At 72.7% G+C, this 16,122-nt stretch carries 18 protein-coding genes; 9 read left to right on the forward strand and 9 right to left on the reverse strand.

Annotation, left to right across the window (positions count from 1 at the left end; all coding sequences use genetic code 11):
- The first annotated feature begins 5 nt into the window (after nucleotides 1-5).
- The 3 genes from Pen02_RS12515 (at nucleotide 6) to Pen02_RS12525 (ending at nucleotide 1,907) form a co-directional block, all read left to right on the forward strand.
- The gene (locus Pen02_RS12515; RefSeq protein WP_203866152.1) at nucleotides 6-257 is read left to right on the forward strand and encodes a hypothetical protein; all 252 of its coding nucleotides are present in this window, start codon (nucleotides 6-8) and stop codon (nucleotides 255-257) included.
- Nucleotides 254-571, forward strand: a complete 318-nt coding sequence (locus Pen02_RS12520) for a type II toxin-antitoxin system PemK/MazF family toxin (protein WP_203866153.1) — start codon at nucleotides 254-256, stop codon at nucleotides 569-571. The genes Pen02_RS12515 and Pen02_RS12520 overlap by 4 nt, the downstream gene beginning before the upstream one ends.
- 241 nt (nucleotides 572-812) lie before the next feature.
- On the forward strand, nucleotides 813-1,907 hold the full coding sequence (locus Pen02_RS12525; protein WP_239140539.1) for an RNA polymerase subunit sigma-70: 1,095 nt from the start codon (nucleotides 813-815) through the stop codon (nucleotides 1,905-1,907).
- Between the two features lie 256 nt (nucleotides 1,908-2,163).
- On the opposite strand, the gene Pen02_RS12530 is transcribed toward Pen02_RS12525, so the two are convergent.
- Complete coding sequence (locus tag Pen02_RS12530) at nucleotides 2,164-2,751, reverse strand: dihydrofolate reductase family protein (RefSeq protein WP_307837712.1); 588 nt, start codon at nucleotides 2,749-2,751, stop codon at nucleotides 2,164-2,166.
- Nucleotides 2,752-2,936: 185 nt separating this feature from the next.
- Nucleotides 2,937-3,455: a MarR family winged helix-turn-helix transcriptional regulator gene (locus tag Pen02_RS12535; RefSeq protein ID WP_203866154.1), complete on the reverse strand. Its 519-nt coding sequence runs from the start codon at nucleotides 3,453-3,455 to the stop codon at nucleotides 2,937-2,939.
- 69 nt (nucleotides 3,456-3,524) lie between these two features.
- On the opposite strand from Pen02_RS12535, the gene Pen02_RS12540 reads away from it, so the two are divergent.
- The 3 genes from Pen02_RS12540 to Pen02_RS12550 all read left to right on the forward strand — a co-directional run bounded on the left by Pen02_RS12540 (nucleotide 3,525) and on the right by Pen02_RS12550 (nucleotide 5,899).
- Complete coding sequence (locus tag Pen02_RS12540; RefSeq protein ID WP_203866155.1) at nucleotides 3,525-4,760, forward strand: MFS transporter; 1,236 nt, start codon at nucleotides 3,525-3,527, stop codon at nucleotides 4,758-4,760.
- Nucleotides 4,761-4,821: 61 nt separating this feature from the next.
- A complete protein-coding gene (locus Pen02_RS12545) occupies nucleotides 4,822-5,322 on the forward strand; it encodes a GNAT family N-acetyltransferase (protein WP_239140543.1) in 501 nt (166 codons plus the stop codon).
- Between the two features lie 151 nt (nucleotides 5,323-5,473).
- Nucleotides 5,474-5,899: an Hsp20/alpha crystallin family protein gene (locus Pen02_RS12550; protein ID WP_203866156.1), complete on the forward strand. Its 426-nt coding sequence runs from the start codon at nucleotides 5,474-5,476 to the stop codon at nucleotides 5,897-5,899.
- A 75-nt stretch (nucleotides 5,900-5,974) separates the two neighbouring features.
- On the opposite strand, the gene Pen02_RS12555 is transcribed toward Pen02_RS12550, so the two are convergent.
- A complete protein-coding gene (locus Pen02_RS12555) occupies nucleotides 5,975-6,991 on the reverse strand; it encodes a helix-turn-helix transcriptional regulator (RefSeq protein ID WP_203866157.1) in 1,017 nt (338 codons plus the stop codon).
- A gap of 90 nt (nucleotides 6,992-7,081) precedes the next feature.
- Between Pen02_RS12555 and Pen02_RS12560 the strand changes: the two genes are divergently transcribed.
- Nucleotides 7,082-8,074, forward strand: a complete 993-nt coding sequence (locus Pen02_RS12560) for a tyrosine-type recombinase/integrase (RefSeq protein WP_203866158.1) — start codon at nucleotides 7,082-7,084, stop codon at nucleotides 8,072-8,074.
- A gap of 40 nt (nucleotides 8,075-8,114) precedes the next feature.
- On the opposite strand, the gene Pen02_RS12565 is transcribed toward Pen02_RS12560, so the two are convergent.
- A complete protein-coding gene (locus tag Pen02_RS12565) occupies nucleotides 8,115-8,486 on the reverse strand; it encodes a VOC family protein (protein WP_239140545.1) in 372 nt (123 codons plus the stop codon).
- 72 nt (nucleotides 8,487-8,558) lie between these two features.
- Entirely contained in the window at nucleotides 8,559-10,265 is a 1,707-nt protein-coding gene (locus Pen02_RS12570) for an acyl-CoA dehydrogenase family protein (protein ID WP_203866159.1), read from the reverse strand.
- Between the two features lie 278 nt (nucleotides 10,266-10,543).
- Between Pen02_RS12570 and Pen02_RS12575 the strand changes: the two genes are divergently transcribed.
- Nucleotides 10,544-11,005 (forward strand): Rv0361 family membrane protein, encoded by a 462-nt coding sequence (locus Pen02_RS12575; protein WP_203866160.1) that lies wholly within the window; start codon nucleotides 10,544-10,546, stop codon nucleotides 11,003-11,005.
- A gap of 84 nt (nucleotides 11,006-11,089) precedes the next feature.
- On the opposite strand, the gene Pen02_RS12580 is transcribed toward Pen02_RS12575, so the two are convergent.
- From Pen02_RS12580 to Pen02_RS12595, 4 genes are all read right to left on the reverse strand, one after another.
- Nucleotides 11,090-11,761 carry a thymidine kinase gene (locus Pen02_RS12580; RefSeq protein ID WP_372445609.1) on the reverse strand — a complete coding sequence of 224 codons (672 nt, stop codon included), beginning with the start codon at nucleotides 11,759-11,761 and terminating at the stop codon, nucleotides 11,090-11,092.
- Nucleotides 11,762-11,999: 238 nt separating this feature from the next.
- Nucleotides 12,000-12,371: a hypothetical protein gene (locus Pen02_RS12585; protein ID WP_203866161.1), complete on the reverse strand. Its 372-nt coding sequence runs from the start codon at nucleotides 12,369-12,371 to the stop codon at nucleotides 12,000-12,002.
- Between the two features lie 70 nt (nucleotides 12,372-12,441).
- Nucleotides 12,442-13,818, reverse strand: a complete 1,377-nt coding sequence (locus tag Pen02_RS12590; RefSeq protein WP_203866162.1) for an MFS transporter — start codon at nucleotides 13,816-13,818, stop codon at nucleotides 12,442-12,444.
- 43 nt (nucleotides 13,819-13,861) lie between these two features.
- Nucleotides 13,862-14,635 carry a glycerophosphodiester phosphodiesterase family protein gene (locus tag Pen02_RS12595; protein ID WP_203866163.1) on the reverse strand — a complete coding sequence of 258 codons (774 nt, stop codon included), beginning with the start codon at nucleotides 14,633-14,635 and terminating at the stop codon, nucleotides 13,862-13,864.
- Between the two features lie 77 nt (nucleotides 14,636-14,712).
- On the opposite strand from Pen02_RS12595, the gene Pen02_RS12600 reads away from it, so the two are divergent.
- Nucleotides 14,713-16,065 (forward strand): Hsp70 family protein, encoded by a 1,353-nt coding sequence (locus Pen02_RS12600; RefSeq protein ID WP_203866164.1) that lies wholly within the window; start codon nucleotides 14,713-14,715, stop codon nucleotides 16,063-16,065.
- The last annotated feature ends 57 nt before the right edge of the window (nucleotides 16,066-16,122 follow it).

Raw genomic sequence — 16,122 nt, forward strand, 5'->3', positions numbered from 1 at the left:
CGGGTATGGCGGACAAGGTCACCCTGAGCCTGAACCCGGACACGCTGGCCCGAGCCCGTGCGGCGGCGAAGCAGGACGGGCTGTCGCTGTCGGCCTGGATCGACCGGGCGGCCCGCAAGGAGGCGCTGCGCTGCGCGGCTCAGCAGCACGAGGCGTGGCTCGCCGCCAACCCGGAGGTCCAGGACGAACTCGACGCCTTCGACCGGTACGCCGACAAGGTCGACGCGGGCTGGTCCGACCTGGCCGGCGCCGCGTGAACCGGGGCGAGATCTGGACCATCGGCGATCCCGCCCAGCAGGCCAAACACCGGGTGATCGTGCTGTCCGGCGATGCACACAACGACCGGCCGGCCGCGTCGCCGTACTGCGCGCCGATCGTCCGGCAGCGTGGCAGCAGCGAACTGCCGCCGTTCGTGGTGCCGCTGGCCGAGACGGATCCGATGACCGGGGTCGTGGTGGTGAACCGGCTGCGCCGGATCCCGACGGCGGTGGCGGTTGAGCGGGTGGGGATGGCGACCGGAGCGAGCATGGCCCGGATCGGTGCGGCGCTGAGCGACCTGTTCGAACTCTGACCGGATCACTGGCGTGACGCCTCCGCCACCAGCGCCACGGCTTGCCATCGAGGGTGTGCCCGTCCCGGATGGATCGACCCGACCCGTCCGGCCCGGCGAACGGCCCGGTGTGAGCGGCTGCACCGATCAGAAATCCTCCGCCCGGTCGTCAGTTCTGTGAGTTTCTCGCACCGGTGGAAGGATTGCTGACGATGACCGAAATCCTCCGCCCGGTCGTCAGTTCTGTGAGTTTCTCGCACCGGTGGAAGGATTGCTGACGATGACCGATGCCAGACTGCCGAGCGCCGACGAGGCCACGTTCATCGCAGCGGTCCGCTCAGGCGACACGACGCGGTTCGCGCGAATCACGGAGCGTCACCGGCGTGAGTTGCAGGTGCACTGCTACCGGATGCTCGCGAACTACGAGGACGCCCAGGACATGACGCAGGAGACGTTCCTGCGAGCGTGGAACAAGCGGGAGTCGTTCAAGGGCCACGCGGCCCTGCGGACCTGGCTGTACCGGATCGCGACGAACGCCTGCCTCGACTTCCTGGAGAAGCGCAACGACCGCACACCCGTACCGTCCGAGCTGGCGGACGTCGGCTCCGAGGTGCTGTACCTGCAGCCGTACCCCGACCGGATGCTCCCCGAGGACCCGCAGGAATCGGTCGTGGCGCGGGAAACGGTCGAGCTGGCGTTCATCGTCGCCGTCCAGCACCTGCCGCCGCGGCAGCGGGCGGTGTTCATCCTGCGCGACGTCCTCGGCTGGCCGGCGTCGAAGGCCGCCGACGCCCTCGAGCTGACCGTCGCATCGGTGACCAGCGCACTGCAGCGGGCCCGTGTGACGATGCGCGAGCAGGTGCCCGACCGCCGCCTCGACTGGCGGCGACCCGCCACTCACGAGCTGTCGAACGACGAGCGCGGCGTGGTGAAGTTGTATGTCGACGCCCATGAGCGCAACGACCTCGACGGGCTGACGGCCCTGCTCCGCGACGACCTGCGGTTCGTGATGCTGCCCGAGGCGGGCACCTCGGTCGTCACGGCCAAGGACGCGGTGGACGGCTGGGTCTCCGGTGGGCTCTTCCAGCCCGGCCACGACGACTGGCGCGGTATCACCACGACGGTCAACCGCATGCCCGCCGCCGCGCTTTACCTCCGCACCCCCGACGACCCGGAGTACCGGCTGTTCGCAATCGCGGTCCTGCACATCGTCGACGGGAAGATCGCCGAGCTCACCGGATTCGACGCCACCGACAAACCATGGCTGGACCTACCTTCGACACTGGGATCAGACAGGTCCCCATCGTCGACGAGTCCGGCGCCACGGGCCGGCGTCACCGAGGTCACCGCGGAATGAGCACCCTGACCAGCTGAACACCAACGCGACAACGCGAACACCGCCGCCCCGCCAGCGTTGCCGGTGGGGCGGCGTCATGCCCGAAGAACATCGTCACGATCAACGACGCCGTCGTCCTCATCTACAGCGAGTCGGTCAACAGCTCGCTCAGAACGCAAGGAAGGGCGCGGGGAAGGTTCCCGCACAGCCGAAGGTCAGGGTGAGCACGTCGGCCAGGATTCGACCTGGCCATCCGAGCCGAGCATTTGGCCCGTGCTCATCGCCTCGTCGCGTATCGGGTCAGCAGGATGCCGCCGGGAAATGTCCGCGTCTCCACGAGGTTCAGGTTCACCCAGGTGTCCAGCGCGGTGAAGAACGGCGTGCCGCCGCCCACCAGGACCGGGTAGGTGACCAGCACGTACTCGTCGATCAGCCCGGCCCGCATGGCCGCCCCGGCGAGCGTCGCGCCGACGATGTCCATCGGGGCGGCGTCCTCTGCCTTGAGCCGGGTGATCTCGGTGACCGGGTCGCCGCTGAACAGGCGGGTGTTCCAGTCGACCTTGTCGATCGTCGAGGAGAACACCATCTTCGGCATGTCCCGCCAGCGGCGGGCGAACTCGATCTCAGCCGGTGTGGCGCCGGGCTGCTGGTCGGCGGTCGGCCAGTGGGAACTCATCGTCTCCCACAGCTTGCGCCCATACAGCGCCAGGCCCGTCACCGCCACCCGGTCGGACCACCACTGGAACAGTTCGTCGCTCGACGACGAATCCGGTCCGTCACCCCCACTCCAGCCGAGGTCGTCGCCGGGCGCGGCGATGTAGCCGTCCAGGGTCACATTCATACCAAAGGTCAGTTTCCGCATCATGCCAGCCTCTCGTGAGTCGATCTAACACGTACAGACGGGCGCGGCGCGGAAACCTAATCGGTGCGCGATCTGCGTCCGCAGGTAGTCCTCGCGTTCCGGACTCGGCTCGGCGGCCTCGGCTCGACCGTCGCCGGGAGGACCCGTCCGACCCAGCTTCAGGATCGGCGGTGGTGGTGCGGGGCCGGTCAGGGCGTCGGGGGCCGTTCGGCGGCGATCATGACCCGGCGCAGCAGCTCGGAAAGGGTGCGCCGCTCGTCGGCGGAGAGCACGCCGAGCAGCCTGTACTCCTCGTGGCCGAGGACGTCCATCGCGCCGAGCCAGGCGGCCCGGCCCTGCGCGGTCAGCTCGATGTCGACCCGCCGCCGATCCTCGGCCGACGGTGCGCGCCGGACGAAACCACGGGCGACCAGGGTGTCGATCCGGGCGGTCACCGACGGCGGCGCCAGGTTCAGGTCTTCGGCGAGCTGCGACGGCACCGCGCGGCCGTGCCGGCCGGCGAGCGCGTGCAGGGTGTCGAACTCGGGTCGTTGCAGGTCGAAGTCGACAAGCGACTTCTCCCGGACCCGACGCAGGTGGTTGGCCAGCAGCTTGGCCCGGGTCACCGCACCCTCGACGTCCGGGTCGAGTTCGGGGAGTACGGGCAGCCAGCGGGCGACGTGCCCGTCGGTCCAGTCCTGCTGCTCCACGCCGCCCTGGTGTTCCACGCCACGATCCTACGTCGAAGCAGAATTATTCGTTGACGAAAGATTCGATGTCGAAATAATCTGCCCGACGTGACCCACCCATTCCGGCTCCGCACCTTCCAGTTGCTCTTCGTCGGCCGTACGCTCTCCGCGCTCGGCGACGCCGTCGTGCCGGCCGCGCTCGCCCTGGCCGTACTGCGGGCCACCGACTCCAGCTCCGCGCTCGCCCTGGTGCTCGGCTGCGCGATGGTGCCGCAACTACTGCTGTTACCCCTCGGTGGGGTACTCGCCGACCGGTTCGACCCCCGGCTGGTCGCGATCGGCACCGACCTGGTCCGCTGCGCCGTCCAGATCTTCGTCGGCATCGAACTGCTCGGCGGCGACCCGACCCTGCTGTCGATCGCCGCCGCCTCGGCGGTCGGTGGGGTGGCCTCGGCGTTCTCGATGCCGACCAGTTCCCCGCTGGTCGCCGGAGTGGTCGACGGCCCCGGCCGGCAACGAGCGAACGCCGCACTGGGCGCCGCCCGTAGCGCCACCGCCCTGGCCGGGCCGGCGCTGGCCGGTGCGTTGATCTGGGCGGCCGGCCCCGGCTGGGCGTTCGTGCTCGACGGCGTGAGCTTCGCGGTCAGTGCCGCCCTGCTGGCCGTGCTCCGGGTACGCCGGACACCGGTGCAGCGCCGCCCACTCCTCGCCGACCTGCGGGAGGGCTGGGCCGAGGTGCGCTCACGCGACTGGTACTGGACCAGTCTCGTGGCGCACGCGGTCTGGAACGGCGTGGCGGCGGTGCTGGTCACCCTCGGTCCGGCGGTGGCGATCGACAGACTGGGCGGCGAGGGCGTCTGGGTACTGGTCCTCGAGGCGGGCGCCATCGGACTGCTGGTCGGCTCGCTGCTGGCCGGCCGGGCCCGGCTCCGCCGGCCGATCCTGGTGGCGAACCTCGGCCTGGCCACGTACGCGCTGCCGTTGACCCTGTTCGCGGTGGCCGCACCGGCCTGGACGGTGGTGGTGTCGTACGGCATCGCGCTGGCCGCCCTCGGTTTCCTCAACCCGGTCTGGCAGACCGTCGTGCAGACCGAGATCCCGTCGCACGTGCTCGCCCGGGTCACCTCGTACGACTGGCTGTGCTCGCTCGCCGCGATGCCCCTCGGGTACGCGCTCGCCCCGCTCGCCGCCGACGCCTGGTCGCCCGCCGTACCGCTGCTGTTCTCCGCCGTGGCGGTCGCGGTGGCCTGCCTGGGCACCGCCGCCGCGCCCGGGGTGCGTCGGCAGTTCACCACCCGGCCCGAGCCGGAACCCGCCCCCGAGCCGGTCGACGCGCTCCCTTGACCTGCGGCGGGGCGCGGGCCGGCGCCGGAAAACCGCTGGACGCGAGGGCCAGACTGACCGGGTGGACACCATCCTGACCCGGGGCTGGACGATCCGTGCCGAGCCGGTCCACGGTGCGGTCGCGGAAGCACTGCTGCGGGACTACTACACGGAGATCGTCAGCCGGTACCATCGCCGTCCGACCGAGGACGCCGAGGTCGACGAGGTGTTGGCGGACGAGCCGAGCGACGATCTGACTCTGCCGACCGGGCTGTTCCTGGTCGGCTGGTACGACGGCGAGCCGGCCGGCTGTGTCGGGCTGCGGCTGGGCGCCCTGCCGTACGCCGAGGTGACCCGGGTGTTCGTCCGGCCAGCGGCGCGACGGCGCGGTGGTGGGGCCCGGCTGCTCGCCGCCGTCGAGGAGGCTGCGGCGGCGCACGGCGTCACGGTGTTGCGGCTTGACACCCGGCACGACCTGGTGGAGGCCCGGGCGCTGTACGCCCGGCACGGCTACCGGGAGGTGCCGGCCTTCTCGGCGTCGCCGTACGCCGACCACTGGTTCGAGAAGCGGCTCGTCGGCTGACCGTCGTCCTCGCGGAACGGCTTCGTCGGACGGTCGGGGCTACGGCGGTGGGAGTTGACGGCGGCGGGGCGTGCGCGGTAATAAATAAGAGGACTTGAGTCACCTCGACTCAACTTAACCTTCGGCGCAGGAGACCCGAGGAGGATCGACGATGTTGATGCGTACCGACCCGTTCCGTGAGATCGACCGGATCGCCGAGCAGTTCTTCGGCACCACCAGCCGACCGGCGGTGATGCATCTGGACGCCTACCGCGACGGCGACTACTTCTACGCGGTCTTCGACCTGCCGGGCGTCGACCCGGAGAGCATCGAGTGCACCGTGGAACGCAACGTGCTCACCGTCCGCGCCGAGCGGCGTCGGCCGACCGGCGACGGGGTGGAACTCGTCGCCGCCGAGCGGCCGATGGGGATCTTCACCCGCCAGCTCCTGCTCGGCGACACACTGGACACCGAGAAGCTCGAAGCCGGCTACGAGGCCGGAGTGCTGACCCTGCGCATCCCGGTGGCCGAGCGGGCCAAGCCGCGCCGGGTCGAGATCAGCGTGGCCGGCGGCGGCCCGCGCCAGATCCGCTCCTGACCCGCGACACATCCCGGTTCCGGCGCCCGCCCGTCCACGCTCCGACACTCTTGGACGGACGGGCGCCGGATCGGCTCAGTCGGCGGAGCGGTCCGGGGCCACCGGTCGGTCCGGGGTGATCTGGTACCGGTCGGCCATCGCCCGCGCGGTGGCGGTGAACGCCTCCCGCAGCGCGGCGGGGGCGAGCACCTCGACGTCGGCGCCGAGCTTCAACAGCTCGATGTGCCCGTGCCGGACCGACTCGATCGGCACCGCCGTGTAACGCCAGCCGGCGTTGTCGACCGGTCCCGCCGCCGCCCGCGCCATCCGGGCCATCGCGGGCGGGAAGACGAACGGCATCAGCTCCAACGCCGCCTCGGTCAGGCGTACGGTCGCGGTGGCCCGGTAGACGCTCTCCTCGTACCGGCGGGTCCAGGCGTCCCAGAAGGCGGCCAGGTCGAAGTCGTCGGGGCGGGTGAACGTCTCCGCAAGTACCGTCAGCTCCAGCACGCTGGCGATCCGGTACGCCCGGGGCTCGCCGTCGCCGGGCTGGGCCACCAGATACCACCGGCCCGCCTTGAGCACCACGCCCAGCGGTGCGAGCCGCCGGGTCACCTCCCGGGGCGTTTTCCACCGGCGGTACCGGATCTCGACCATGCGCTCCCGCCACACCGCGTCGGCGAGCGCGGCCAGGTGCGGGGTCGGCTCGGCGTGCCGGAACCAGCCGGGGGCGTCCAGGTGGAAGCGGTGGCGGGCCCGGGCGGCCCGGCCGCCGAGGTCGGCCGGGAGCGCGGCGAGCAGCTTGAGTTCGGCGCCGGCCAACACGGTGCCGAGGCCGAGTTCGGCGGCCGGGCCGGGCATACCGGCCAGGAACAGCGCCTCCGCCTCGTCGGCGGTCAGCCCGGTCAACCGGGTCCGGTAGCCGTCGAGCAGCCGGTAGCCGCCGGCCGGGCCGCGATCGGCGTAGACGGGTACGCCGGCGGCGCCGAGCGACTCGACGTCCCGGTAGACCGTCCGGACCGACACCTCCAGCGCGGCGGAAAGTTCCTGCGCCGTCATCCGCCCCCGGGCCTGCAACAGCAGGAGCAGGGAGACGAGTCGGCTGGCACGCACGAGCAAGATTATCCCGTTATTACCCGAGAGTTGGAGATCGTCGGGCGCGTCTGGCGGGTCTTGGGCGAGTGGTCTGAAAAACTTTCTCGCGTGTCCCGATCCACCCTGGTTCGCCGGGCGGCGACCCGGCCGGCGCCGACGTACACGCCGGCCGACTTCACCGAGGCCTGGCTGCGCAACCGCCGGTTGTCCGAGCACACCCGGGCCGCCTACCGGCGGGACATCGCCGGCTGGCTCGCCTGGTGCGCCGACCGTGGGCTCGACCCGCTCGGCGCGACGTTTCTGCACGTCAACACGTATGCGCGGGATCTGGAGTCGAGCGTCGACCCGCGCAGCGGACGCCCGCTGACCCCGGCCACGGTGGCCCGGAAGCTCTCCGCGCTGTCGAGCTGGTTCACGTTCCTCGGCAAGCTCGGCGCGGTACCGACCAATCCGGTCTCCGGCGCCGACCGGCCGCGAGTCGACCGCGACCACTCCGCCACCGTCGGCCTGACCTCCGAGGAGGTCGACGCGCTGCTCGCCGCCGCCGAGGCGGACACCGGGCCGAACGCGCTGCGCAACCGGGTGGTCCTCGCCCTCCTCGCCGACCTGGGGCTGCGGGTCGGCGAACTCGTCGCACTGGACCTGGCCGACCTGGGCCAGGAACGGGGGCACCGCAGCGTGCGGTTCGTCGGCAAGGGCGGCCGGGCCCGCCGTCGGGCGTTGACCCCGAGTTCGGCGTACGCGGTGGACGCCTACCTGGCCGCCCGCGCGATCGTGGCGGGCCGGCCGGTCGAGCAGTTGACCGGTGCGCTGCTGGTGACCGCCACCGGCAACCGGCTGGACCGGCACGCGGTGTTCCGGCTGGTCCGGCGGTTGGCCCGGGTGGCGGGCATCCCGGCCTGGGAACGACTCTCCCCGCACTCGCTGCGGCACGCCTTCGCCACCTCGGCCCGGGCCGAGGGGGTGCCGCTGGAGGACGTGCAGGACGCGATGGGGCACGCCGACCCGCGTACCACCCGACGGTACGACCGGGACCGGCACAACCTGGACCGGGACCCGGCGTACGCGATCTGGGCGGCCCGGGCCCGCCGCCGGAGCTGACCGGGCCACCCGGTCACGTCGGCCCGGGTGGCCCGACGGCTCAGTCCTGGGCCCGCAGGCAGATGCAGAACGGCTGACCGGCCGGATCGGTCAGTACCCGCCAGCGGTCACCGCCCGGCTGGAAGTCGGGTCGGGCGGCACCGGCGTTCCGGCAGGCCGCCTCGGCCTTGTCCAGGTCGTCGACGTAGAGGTCGAGGTGGTAGCGCTTGCTGCCGGAGCTGTCCGGCCAGGACGGCGGCGCGTAGCCGTCGACCAGCCCGAAGCCGATCGAGGCGTGCCCGTCGCTGATCATCGCGTACTCGTCGGTGCTGGCGGTGACGTCCCAGCCGAGCGCCCGGGAGTAGAACTCGGCGTGCGCGCGGGGGTCGGGGCTGTCGAGGTTGACCATGATGAGGTCGCCGATCTTTTCCATGCGGCCAGCCTGCCCGCCGTACCTGACACCTTCTGGCAGGTACGGCGCCCGTTCTTGCCGGGCCGGTGTCGGTCAGCAGAGCACGTCCAGTTCGTGGTGTGCGTCGGCGGCGATGTCCGTGCCGCGCAGCCAGCGCCGCGCCCAGAGCCGGGCGGCCACCTCCGCCGTCTCGTCGCCGCCGGCCGCCTGCTCGACCAGCAGGGCGGTGGCCAGCGCGTACGCCATCCGCAGCGCCAGCCCGCGCGCACCGGCCAGCAGTGCTACCGACTCCGGCTCGGCGGTCACCTCGGCGACCGAGTTCCGTAGCTCCGCCGCCGTGTCGCCGAGCGCGTCGGCCAGCGCGGGATGCAGCCGGCGGGCGGTGTCGGTGGCGGCGTCGAGCCGCTCCAGCAGCGGTGCGCCGGCCTCCTCCCGGACGACGGCCCGCAGCACGTCCAGCGCAAGCACGTTGGTGGTGCCCTCCCAGATCGGCAGCACCTGCGCGTCCCGCAGCAGCCGGGGAATCCCGGTGTCCTCGACGTATCCGGCGCCGCCGAAGCTCTCCACGTACTCGCTGGCGGAGGAGACCGCGAGCCGTCCGGTGGCCAGCTTGGCCAGCGGCGCCACGATCCGCAGTTCGGCGGCGGCGGCCGGATCCGCGCCCACCTCGACCCGGCCGAGCAGCGCGAACGCGTGTCCGGCCAGCACGAACGCCCCGGCCGCGTCCACCGCCAGGGTACCGAGGGTGGCCCGGTGCAGGGGCGAGCCGATCAGCCGACCGCCGGCCACCTCGCGGCTGTCGGCGTACGCCCGCGCGTACGCGAGCCCTCGGCGCATACCTCCGGCGGCTGCCGCCGCGTTGTGCAGTCGGGTCACCACGACCAGGGTCATCGCCCGGCTCAGTCCCGGCTGGTCCGGGTCGCCGAGCGGCCAGGCGTACGCGTCGCGCAGTCCGATCTCGGCGGTCGGCAGTGCCCGGGTGCCGAGCTTGTCCTTGAGCCGGTGCACCGTGATCCCCGGGGCCGGGGCGTCCCGGTCGGCACCCGGGTCGGCCAGCGGGGAGTCGGCGGCGTAGCGGGGGACCAGGAACGGCACCAGCACCCGGCTGCCCCGGCCGGCGCCCTCCGGCCTGGCCAGTGCGACGGCCAACTCCGCGTCGGCTGCCGAGCAGAACCACTTCTCGCCGGTGAGCCGCCACGAGCCGTCGTCGGCGCGTCGGGCGGTGGTGGTCGACCGGGCCAGGTCGGAGCCGCCCTGCGACTCGGTCATCCACTGCCCGCTGCTGACCGCCCGGGCCGGGTCGGTGGCGGTGAGCCGGGGCAGCCAGGTGTCGCGTACCGCCGGATCCACCTCGGGGCGGGCGAGCAGCGCGGCGGCGCCGTCGCTCATCGCCACCGGGCAGGAGAAGGTGGCCGACTCGGGTCCGTACAGGTGCAGCAGGGCGTGCTGCACGACCCGGGCCGCCGCCCCCCAGGTGCTCCGGGCCGCCGGCAGGTACGGCAGCGCGACCACGGCGTGCCGGGCGGCGGCGGCCCGCTGCCCCTGCCAGCCGGCGGAGGTCTCGATCCGGTCGATCCTGGCCCCCCACGGCCCGTACCGGACCAGGGTCGGCGGATGCGCCTCGGCGTCGGCGTGCGCGGCCCGCAGCGGCCCCGTGACCTCGGCGGCGAGCGCGGTCAGCCGGTCCGCCGCGGCGGCGTGCCCGTCCGGGCCGAGCCGGCGGTCCAGCCAGGACCGCAGCAGCCGGTCGCTGGAGTACGGGTCGGCGGGTACGGGTACCGCCTGGACGAAGCGCTGCATGGTCTGGTCCTTGGGGGTCGAGGGCCGGCCGGCGAGCTGGCTGGCGGTGCGGGGTGGTCCCGACGGTAGACCACGGCCGGCACCGCCGCGCCCACTGCTCCGGCCACGGCCGGTCGACTGGAATCGGCCGCTTCGAACCATGGCGGGGTCGACCAGCGCCGGCCGCTCCGGATCACTGCTGGTCGGCCGGTATCGGACCCGGTGGCGCCGGATCCGGGGGCGAGTACCTCCCGGCGTTCGGCGTCGCCGGACGCCGCCGGCTATCTACCGTCGGTGGCATGGGCTACGAGTTGCCGGGGAGCGGACGCCCGGCACGTCGACCGCGCCGCTTCCGGGGCGTGCTGTCGCTGGTCGCGGTCGGCCTCTTCGTCTGCTGTGTGGGCGCCGCCGGCCTCGGCGCCTGGAACTACCAGCACGTCCGGCAGTCCTCCGGCGCGGCCCGGGACGCGGCGGAGGCGTTCCTGCACGACGTGACCAGCGGCGACCCGTCCGGCGCCTACGACCGGCTCTGCGGCGACACCCGGGAGCGGTGGAGCCGGGACGACTTCGAACAACGGCTCTCAGTCCCGCCGACGATCACCCGGTACGCCATCGACGACGTCTCGGTGGCCAGCGACCGGGGACAGCTCCGGGGCACCGTCACGGCGAAGCTGACCCGCCGGTCCGGTGCGGTGGACCGGCGGGAGATGCCGATGATCAAAAACGGCGACCAGTGGCAGGTCTGCGGCGACCCGTTCTGACCCGGATCGAGGCGACCGCCGACCTGCCGCCCGCCGCTCCGACGGACCGTCCCGGCGCCGGACCTCAACAATTGTCGCCGAGCCTCAGCGGTTGTCGCCCAGGTCGCCGGAGCGGAAGTGTCGCCGGCAGAGCACCTGGTAGCGCACGTCGGCCGCCTCGACGGTGTCCCCGATCACCACCTGCTCGCCGTGCCGGGCCACCGTCCCGCCGACCACCCGGGCGTTGAGCTGCCCCGGCCGTCCGCACCAGCAGAGCACCTCGACCTGGATCCGGGACACCTCGTCGGCGAGTTCGAACAGCCGCTGCGCCGCCGGGAACAGGCAGGACCGGAAGTCGCTGGCCAGCCCGAACGCGAAGACGTCCACGTCGTAGCAGTCGACCAGCTCGGCCATCTGCTCGACGTGCCGTACCGTGTAGAAGCACGCCTCGTCGCAGATCAGGTAGTCGAGTCGATCGCCCTCGGCCCACCGGCTCTTGACGAGTTCACAGAGGTCCAGTTCCTCGGTGACCTCGATGGCCTCGTGGGCCAGCCCGATCCGGGTGGTGATCTGCGGGCCGAGGGAGCGGTCGATCCGGGTGAGCACCAGGCCGCGCCGGCCCTGCCGGGCATGGTTGTAGTTCATCTGCAGGGCCATCGTCGACTTTCCACAGTCCATCGGTCCCCAGAAGAACTTGAGGGCGGCACCCTGGCGTAGCCGGCCGTCCCCGGCGGAGAAACACGCCTGGGCGAGCGCGGACTCGTCGCCGGCGGACAGGGATCGGCTGGGGCGGCTGTCGTCGGTCACGGTCGGGGAGCCTAAGCCACCAGGCGTTACCGGTTCGACCCGCCGTGTCGTTGACCACTCTGGCCAGCCGACGCCGCCGCGCCGACCAGCCGCCCCGGACCTCTTCCATCCCGACGTGGTCCGGGCCGCCGACCCGACCGCCGGGCTGGTCCGCACACCGGCCGGAGTGCGCCCCGCTCCAGCAGGCGACCCCGGTCCAGCGGGCGGCTCAGCCCGGGGCGGAGCCGTCGGTCGGCAGCCGGCCCGTGATCCGGGCCCGCTCGTCCGCCGACAGCGCCGGCACGAGATGCTGGTCGACGAGGTGCCGCAACTCGGCGGCGAGGGCCTGGTCGCCCTGGACCAGCTTCCGCAGCCGACCCTCCCAGGTGTCGGCGAGGGTACGTTCCAGCGCGGGGTCACCGGACTGGCGGGCGGCGAGCACCTCGGCGCGTACCTCGGTCAGTTCCGTGGCCACGTCGTCCGCCTCGGCCGGCCGGACCCGCCGCCAGAACGCGACCGTCTCGGCCCTGGCCGCCGGCCAGCCGGCACCGGCCATCGCACCGACCAGTGCCGTACCGGCCGCCAGCTCGATCGGCTCCATTCCGCGCCTCCTGACCACGTACCGCCCCGGCCCACCCTAGGACAGATCGCGCGGCGGGGACGGCGGCTGGTCAGAGACGTTCCGGCGGGGTGTTGCCGGCCGCGACGATCGCCCGCCGGATCGGCACGGCGGCCAGCAGCACGAACCCGATCACGAAGAACGCCAGCAGCGAGACGATCGCCACCCGGTAGCTCTCGGTGAGCCCGTACGCCAGCCCGAACAGCAGCGGCCCGAGCCAGCTCGTACCCTTGTCGGAGATCTCGTAGATCCCGAAGTACTCGGCCTCCTTGCCCTTCGGGATCAACTGGCTGAACAGCGACCGGCTCAACGCCTGGCTGCCGCCGAGTACGATGCCGATCCCGCCGCCGAGCAGCACGAACGGCACCGCCTGGTTGGCCGGCAGCCGGAACGCGACCGCCAGCACCACGGTCCAGAGCACCAGGCTGATCAGGATCGTCTTCCAGGCGCCGATCCGCTTCGCCAGCGCACCCATCCCGAGCGCGCCGGCGAAGGCCAGGAACTGCACCATCAGGATCGTCGGCACCAGTACGTCGTCGGAGAGTTTCAACTCCTCGGTGCCGTACACCGCCGACAGCGAGATCACCGTCTGGATGCCGTCGTTGTAGACCAGGTAGGCGACCAGGAAGAACAACGTCAACGGGTACGCCTTCAGGCTGCGCAGCGTGTGCCAGAGCTGCCGGAACCCGTCGAGCAGTACCGGTCCCTGGGCCGGGCCGGCGACCGGCGGCCGGTTGCGCAACCGGATCAGCGGGATGGTGGTGAACGCCGCCCACCACACGCCCGCCGACACCATGCTGTACCGGGCGACGTCGCCGGTGTCGAGCCCGAGCGAGTCCTTGAACAGCACCGCCGCGACGTTGAGCGCCAACAGCAGCCCGCCGCCGATGTAGCCGATCGCCCAGCCGATGCTGGAGACGCTGTCCCGTTCCTCCGGCCCGGCTATCTGCGGCAGGAACGAGTAGTAGACGACGATGCTCGCCCCGTAGGAGATGTTCGCGACCAGCAACAGCCCGGCGCCGAGCAGGTAGCGGTCGCCGGTCAGGAAGAGCAGCCCGATGGTGGCCGCCGAGCCGATGTAGGCGAAGAGCGCCAGCATCTCCTTCTTCCGCGCCGACCGGTCGGCGACGGCACCGACCAGCGGCAGCACGAAGACGGTCAGGAAGACCGACAGCGACACCATGTACGGGAAGAGCGAGCCGGGCGCGATGTCGAGGCCGAGCAGGCTGATCCGGCCGCCCCGGCACGGGTCGTCGGAGGCGCAGCCGGCGGCGGACTTCGCGATCGACGTCAGGTACGGGCCGAGGAAGACCGTGATGACCGAGGTGTAGAACGCCGAGTTCGCCCAGTCGTAGAAGTACCAGCCGACCCGCTCGTGCCGGGTGCTGGGCGGCGCGTCCGGCGCCGTCGCGGGGATGGTCTCGGCCATGTCGGTCCTCGTGTTGGGGGTCGGGCGGCCCGGACCGGCCGACCTACCGATCGGTCGGCCAGTGGCCGCGGCTCTGGTACGCCTCGCGCAGCACGTCGACGTGATCGGTCATGATGCCATCCACACCGAGGTCGAGTAACTCGTTCATCTCGGTGACTTCGTCGATGGTCCAGACGTGCACCTGGAGACCGAGCCGGTGCACGTAGTCGACGAACCGGCGGTCGACCACCTTGATCCCCCGGTAGCGGACCGGCACCTGGGCGGCGACCACCGACGGCGGCAGCACCAGCCGCCGGTTGGCCAGCGAGGCGAGCCGGAGCCGGGCCACCCCGCGCAGCCCGAGCGAGGTGGCGATGCGCGGCCCGGCCAGGATCCGCAGCCGGGCCAGCCGGGCGTCGCTGAACGAGGCGAGCAGCACCCGCTCGCCGGCACCGGCCCGGTCGACGGTACGCACGGTGGCGGTGACCGCGCCGTCGGCCTTCACGTCGACGTTGAACCGCACCTGCGGCCAGGCGTCGAGCACGTCGTCGAGCCGGGGTACCGCCGCCGCGCCGCCGACCCGGATCGTCTTCAGGTCCGCCCAGCGAAGTCCGGCGATCCGGCCGTGCTCCCCGGTCATCCGGTGCAGCGTCGGATCGTGGAAGACCACCGGCACCTCGTCGAGGGTGGCGTGCACGTCCGTCTCCACGTACCGGTAGCCGAGGCCGACCGCCCGGGCGAACGCCTCGGTGGTGTTCTCGTCGCCGCGTGCGGCACCGCCCCGGTGCGCGAACGCCAGCGGGGTCGGCGCGTCGAGGTAGGCGAAGTCCCGGATCACGGAGCGAGTATGCCCGGCCCGGTTGTCCGCCCGGTGACCGCACGGGGAACTGAGGGCGGTTCAGTAGGGTGCTGGCCATGCGGCTGCTCGCCATCGACTTCGGTACCTCGAACACCGTCGCCGTGCTGCGGGGCGCCGACGGCCGGGTCCGGCCGCTGCTGTTCGACGGTACCCCGCTGCTGCCGTCGGCGGTCTGCCTCGACCCGGCCGGCACGCTGCTGACCGGGCGGGACGCGATCCGGGCGTCCCGGCTCGACCCGGCCCGGTTCGAGCCGTACCCGAAGCGGCGGGTCGACGATGGCGCCGTGCTGCTCGGCGACCGGGAGGTACCGGTTACCGAACTGGTCGGGGCGGTGCTGCGCCGGGTGGCGGCGGAGGCGTACCGGCAGGTCGGCGGGGTCGACGAGGTCCGGCTGACCCATCCGGCCCGGTGGGGCGAGCGACGCCGGTCCGTACTGGTCGCGGCGGCCGGGGTGGCCGGGCTGCCGGCGCCCCGGCTGGTCGCCGAGCCGGTCGCGGCGGCGGCGTACTACCCGGCGGTGCTCGGCGCGGCGGTGCCGCCCGGCCGGGCGCTGGCCGTCTACGACCTGGGCGGCGGCACCTTCGACGCCGCCGTGGTACGCCGCACCGGCCCCGGTTTCGACGTGCTGGCCGAGTCGGGCCTGACCGATCTGGGCGGGCTGGACTTCGACCAGGCCCTGGTCGAGCATCTCGGCCGGGGTTACGCCGACGGCCGGACCGAGGTGTGGCAGGCGCTGCTCAGTCCGGCGGACGCGGCACAGCGCCGGGCCCGGGAACTCCTCTACGACGACGTCCGGGCGGCCAAGGAACTGCTGTCCCGGGCCGCCAGCGCCGACCTGCACCTGCCGGCGCTGGACCTGCGGGCGCACCTGACCCGGGAGGAACTGGAGGCGCTGATCCGGCGGCAGCTCCTCCAGACGGTCACCTGCCTGGCCCGGACGATCGCCGCCGCCCGCCTCGATCCGGCCGACCTGCTCGGGATCTTCCTGGTCGGCGGCTCCAGCCGGATTCCGCTGGCCGCCGGGCTGATCCACGCCGAGCTGGGCATCGCCCCGACCACCCTGGAACAGCCCGAGACGGTGGTCGCCGAGGGCGCCGTCCGACTCGACGACCCGCCGGCCCGGTCCGGATCGGCAGCGCCAGGACCGGCCCGGATCACGGCTCCGGAACCGGAGTGGTCGGCGGGCGCAGTCCGCCAGGTTTCGGCGTGGCCGCACCAACCCGGGCCGGGCCGGTCGGCGGCGGTCAGCCCGGCCGGCCTGCGCTCGCCTGTGCCGGGCAATGCCAGCACCCGAAGGAAGCCGTTCTGGGCCGGCACGCGCGGGCTGGTCTGGACGGGCGCGCTGGCGCTGCTGGTGGTCGTCGCGCTCGTCGTCCTGGTCGCGGTGGTCGCCGCCGGGTCCGGCTGACCGGCCCGACCCGGCACTACGCGGTGGACCGGACGCCGACCCGGCCTTTGCCCAGGG

Origin of the sequence: Plantactinospora endophytica (genome assembly GCF_016862915.1) — a bacterium.
In the GTDB taxonomy this organism is placed as follows: domain Bacteria; phylum Actinomycetota; class Actinomycetes; order Mycobacteriales; family Micromonosporaceae; genus Plantactinospora; species Plantactinospora endophytica.

Coding starts and splice junctions, on each gene's coding strand:
- Pen02_RS12515 (WP_203866152.1), top strand. CDS start 6: ATGGCGGACAAGGTCACCCTGAGCCTGAACCCGGACACGCTGGCCCGA.
- Pen02_RS12530 (WP_307837712.1), bottom strand. CDS start 2,751: ATGATGCGGAAACTGACCTTTGGTATGAATGTGACCCTGGACGGCTAC.
- Pen02_RS12550 (WP_203866156.1), top strand. CDS start 5,474: ATGTTGATGCGTACCGACCCGTTCCGTGAGATCGACCGGATCGCCGAG.
- Pen02_RS12565 (WP_239140545.1), bottom strand. CDS start 8,486: ATGGAAAAGATCGGCGACCTCATCATGGTCAACCTCGACAGCCCCGAC.
- Pen02_RS12570 (WP_203866159.1), bottom strand. CDS start 10,265: ATGCAGCGCTTCGTCCAGGCGGTACCCGTACCCGCCGACCCGTACTCC.
- Pen02_RS12575 (WP_203866160.1), top strand. CDS start 10,544: ATGGGCTACGAGTTGCCGGGGAGCGGACGCCCGGCACGTCGACCGCGC.
- Pen02_RS12585 (WP_203866161.1), bottom strand. CDS start 12,371: ATGGAGCCGATCGAGCTGGCGGCCGGTACGGCACTGGTCGGTGCGATG.
- Pen02_RS12590 (WP_203866162.1), bottom strand. CDS start 13,818: ATGGCCGAGACCATCCCCGCGACGGCGCCGGACGCGCCGCCCAGCACC.
- Pen02_RS12600 (WP_203866164.1), top strand. CDS start 14,713: ATGCGGCTGCTCGCCATCGACTTCGGTACCTCGAACACCGTCGCCGTG.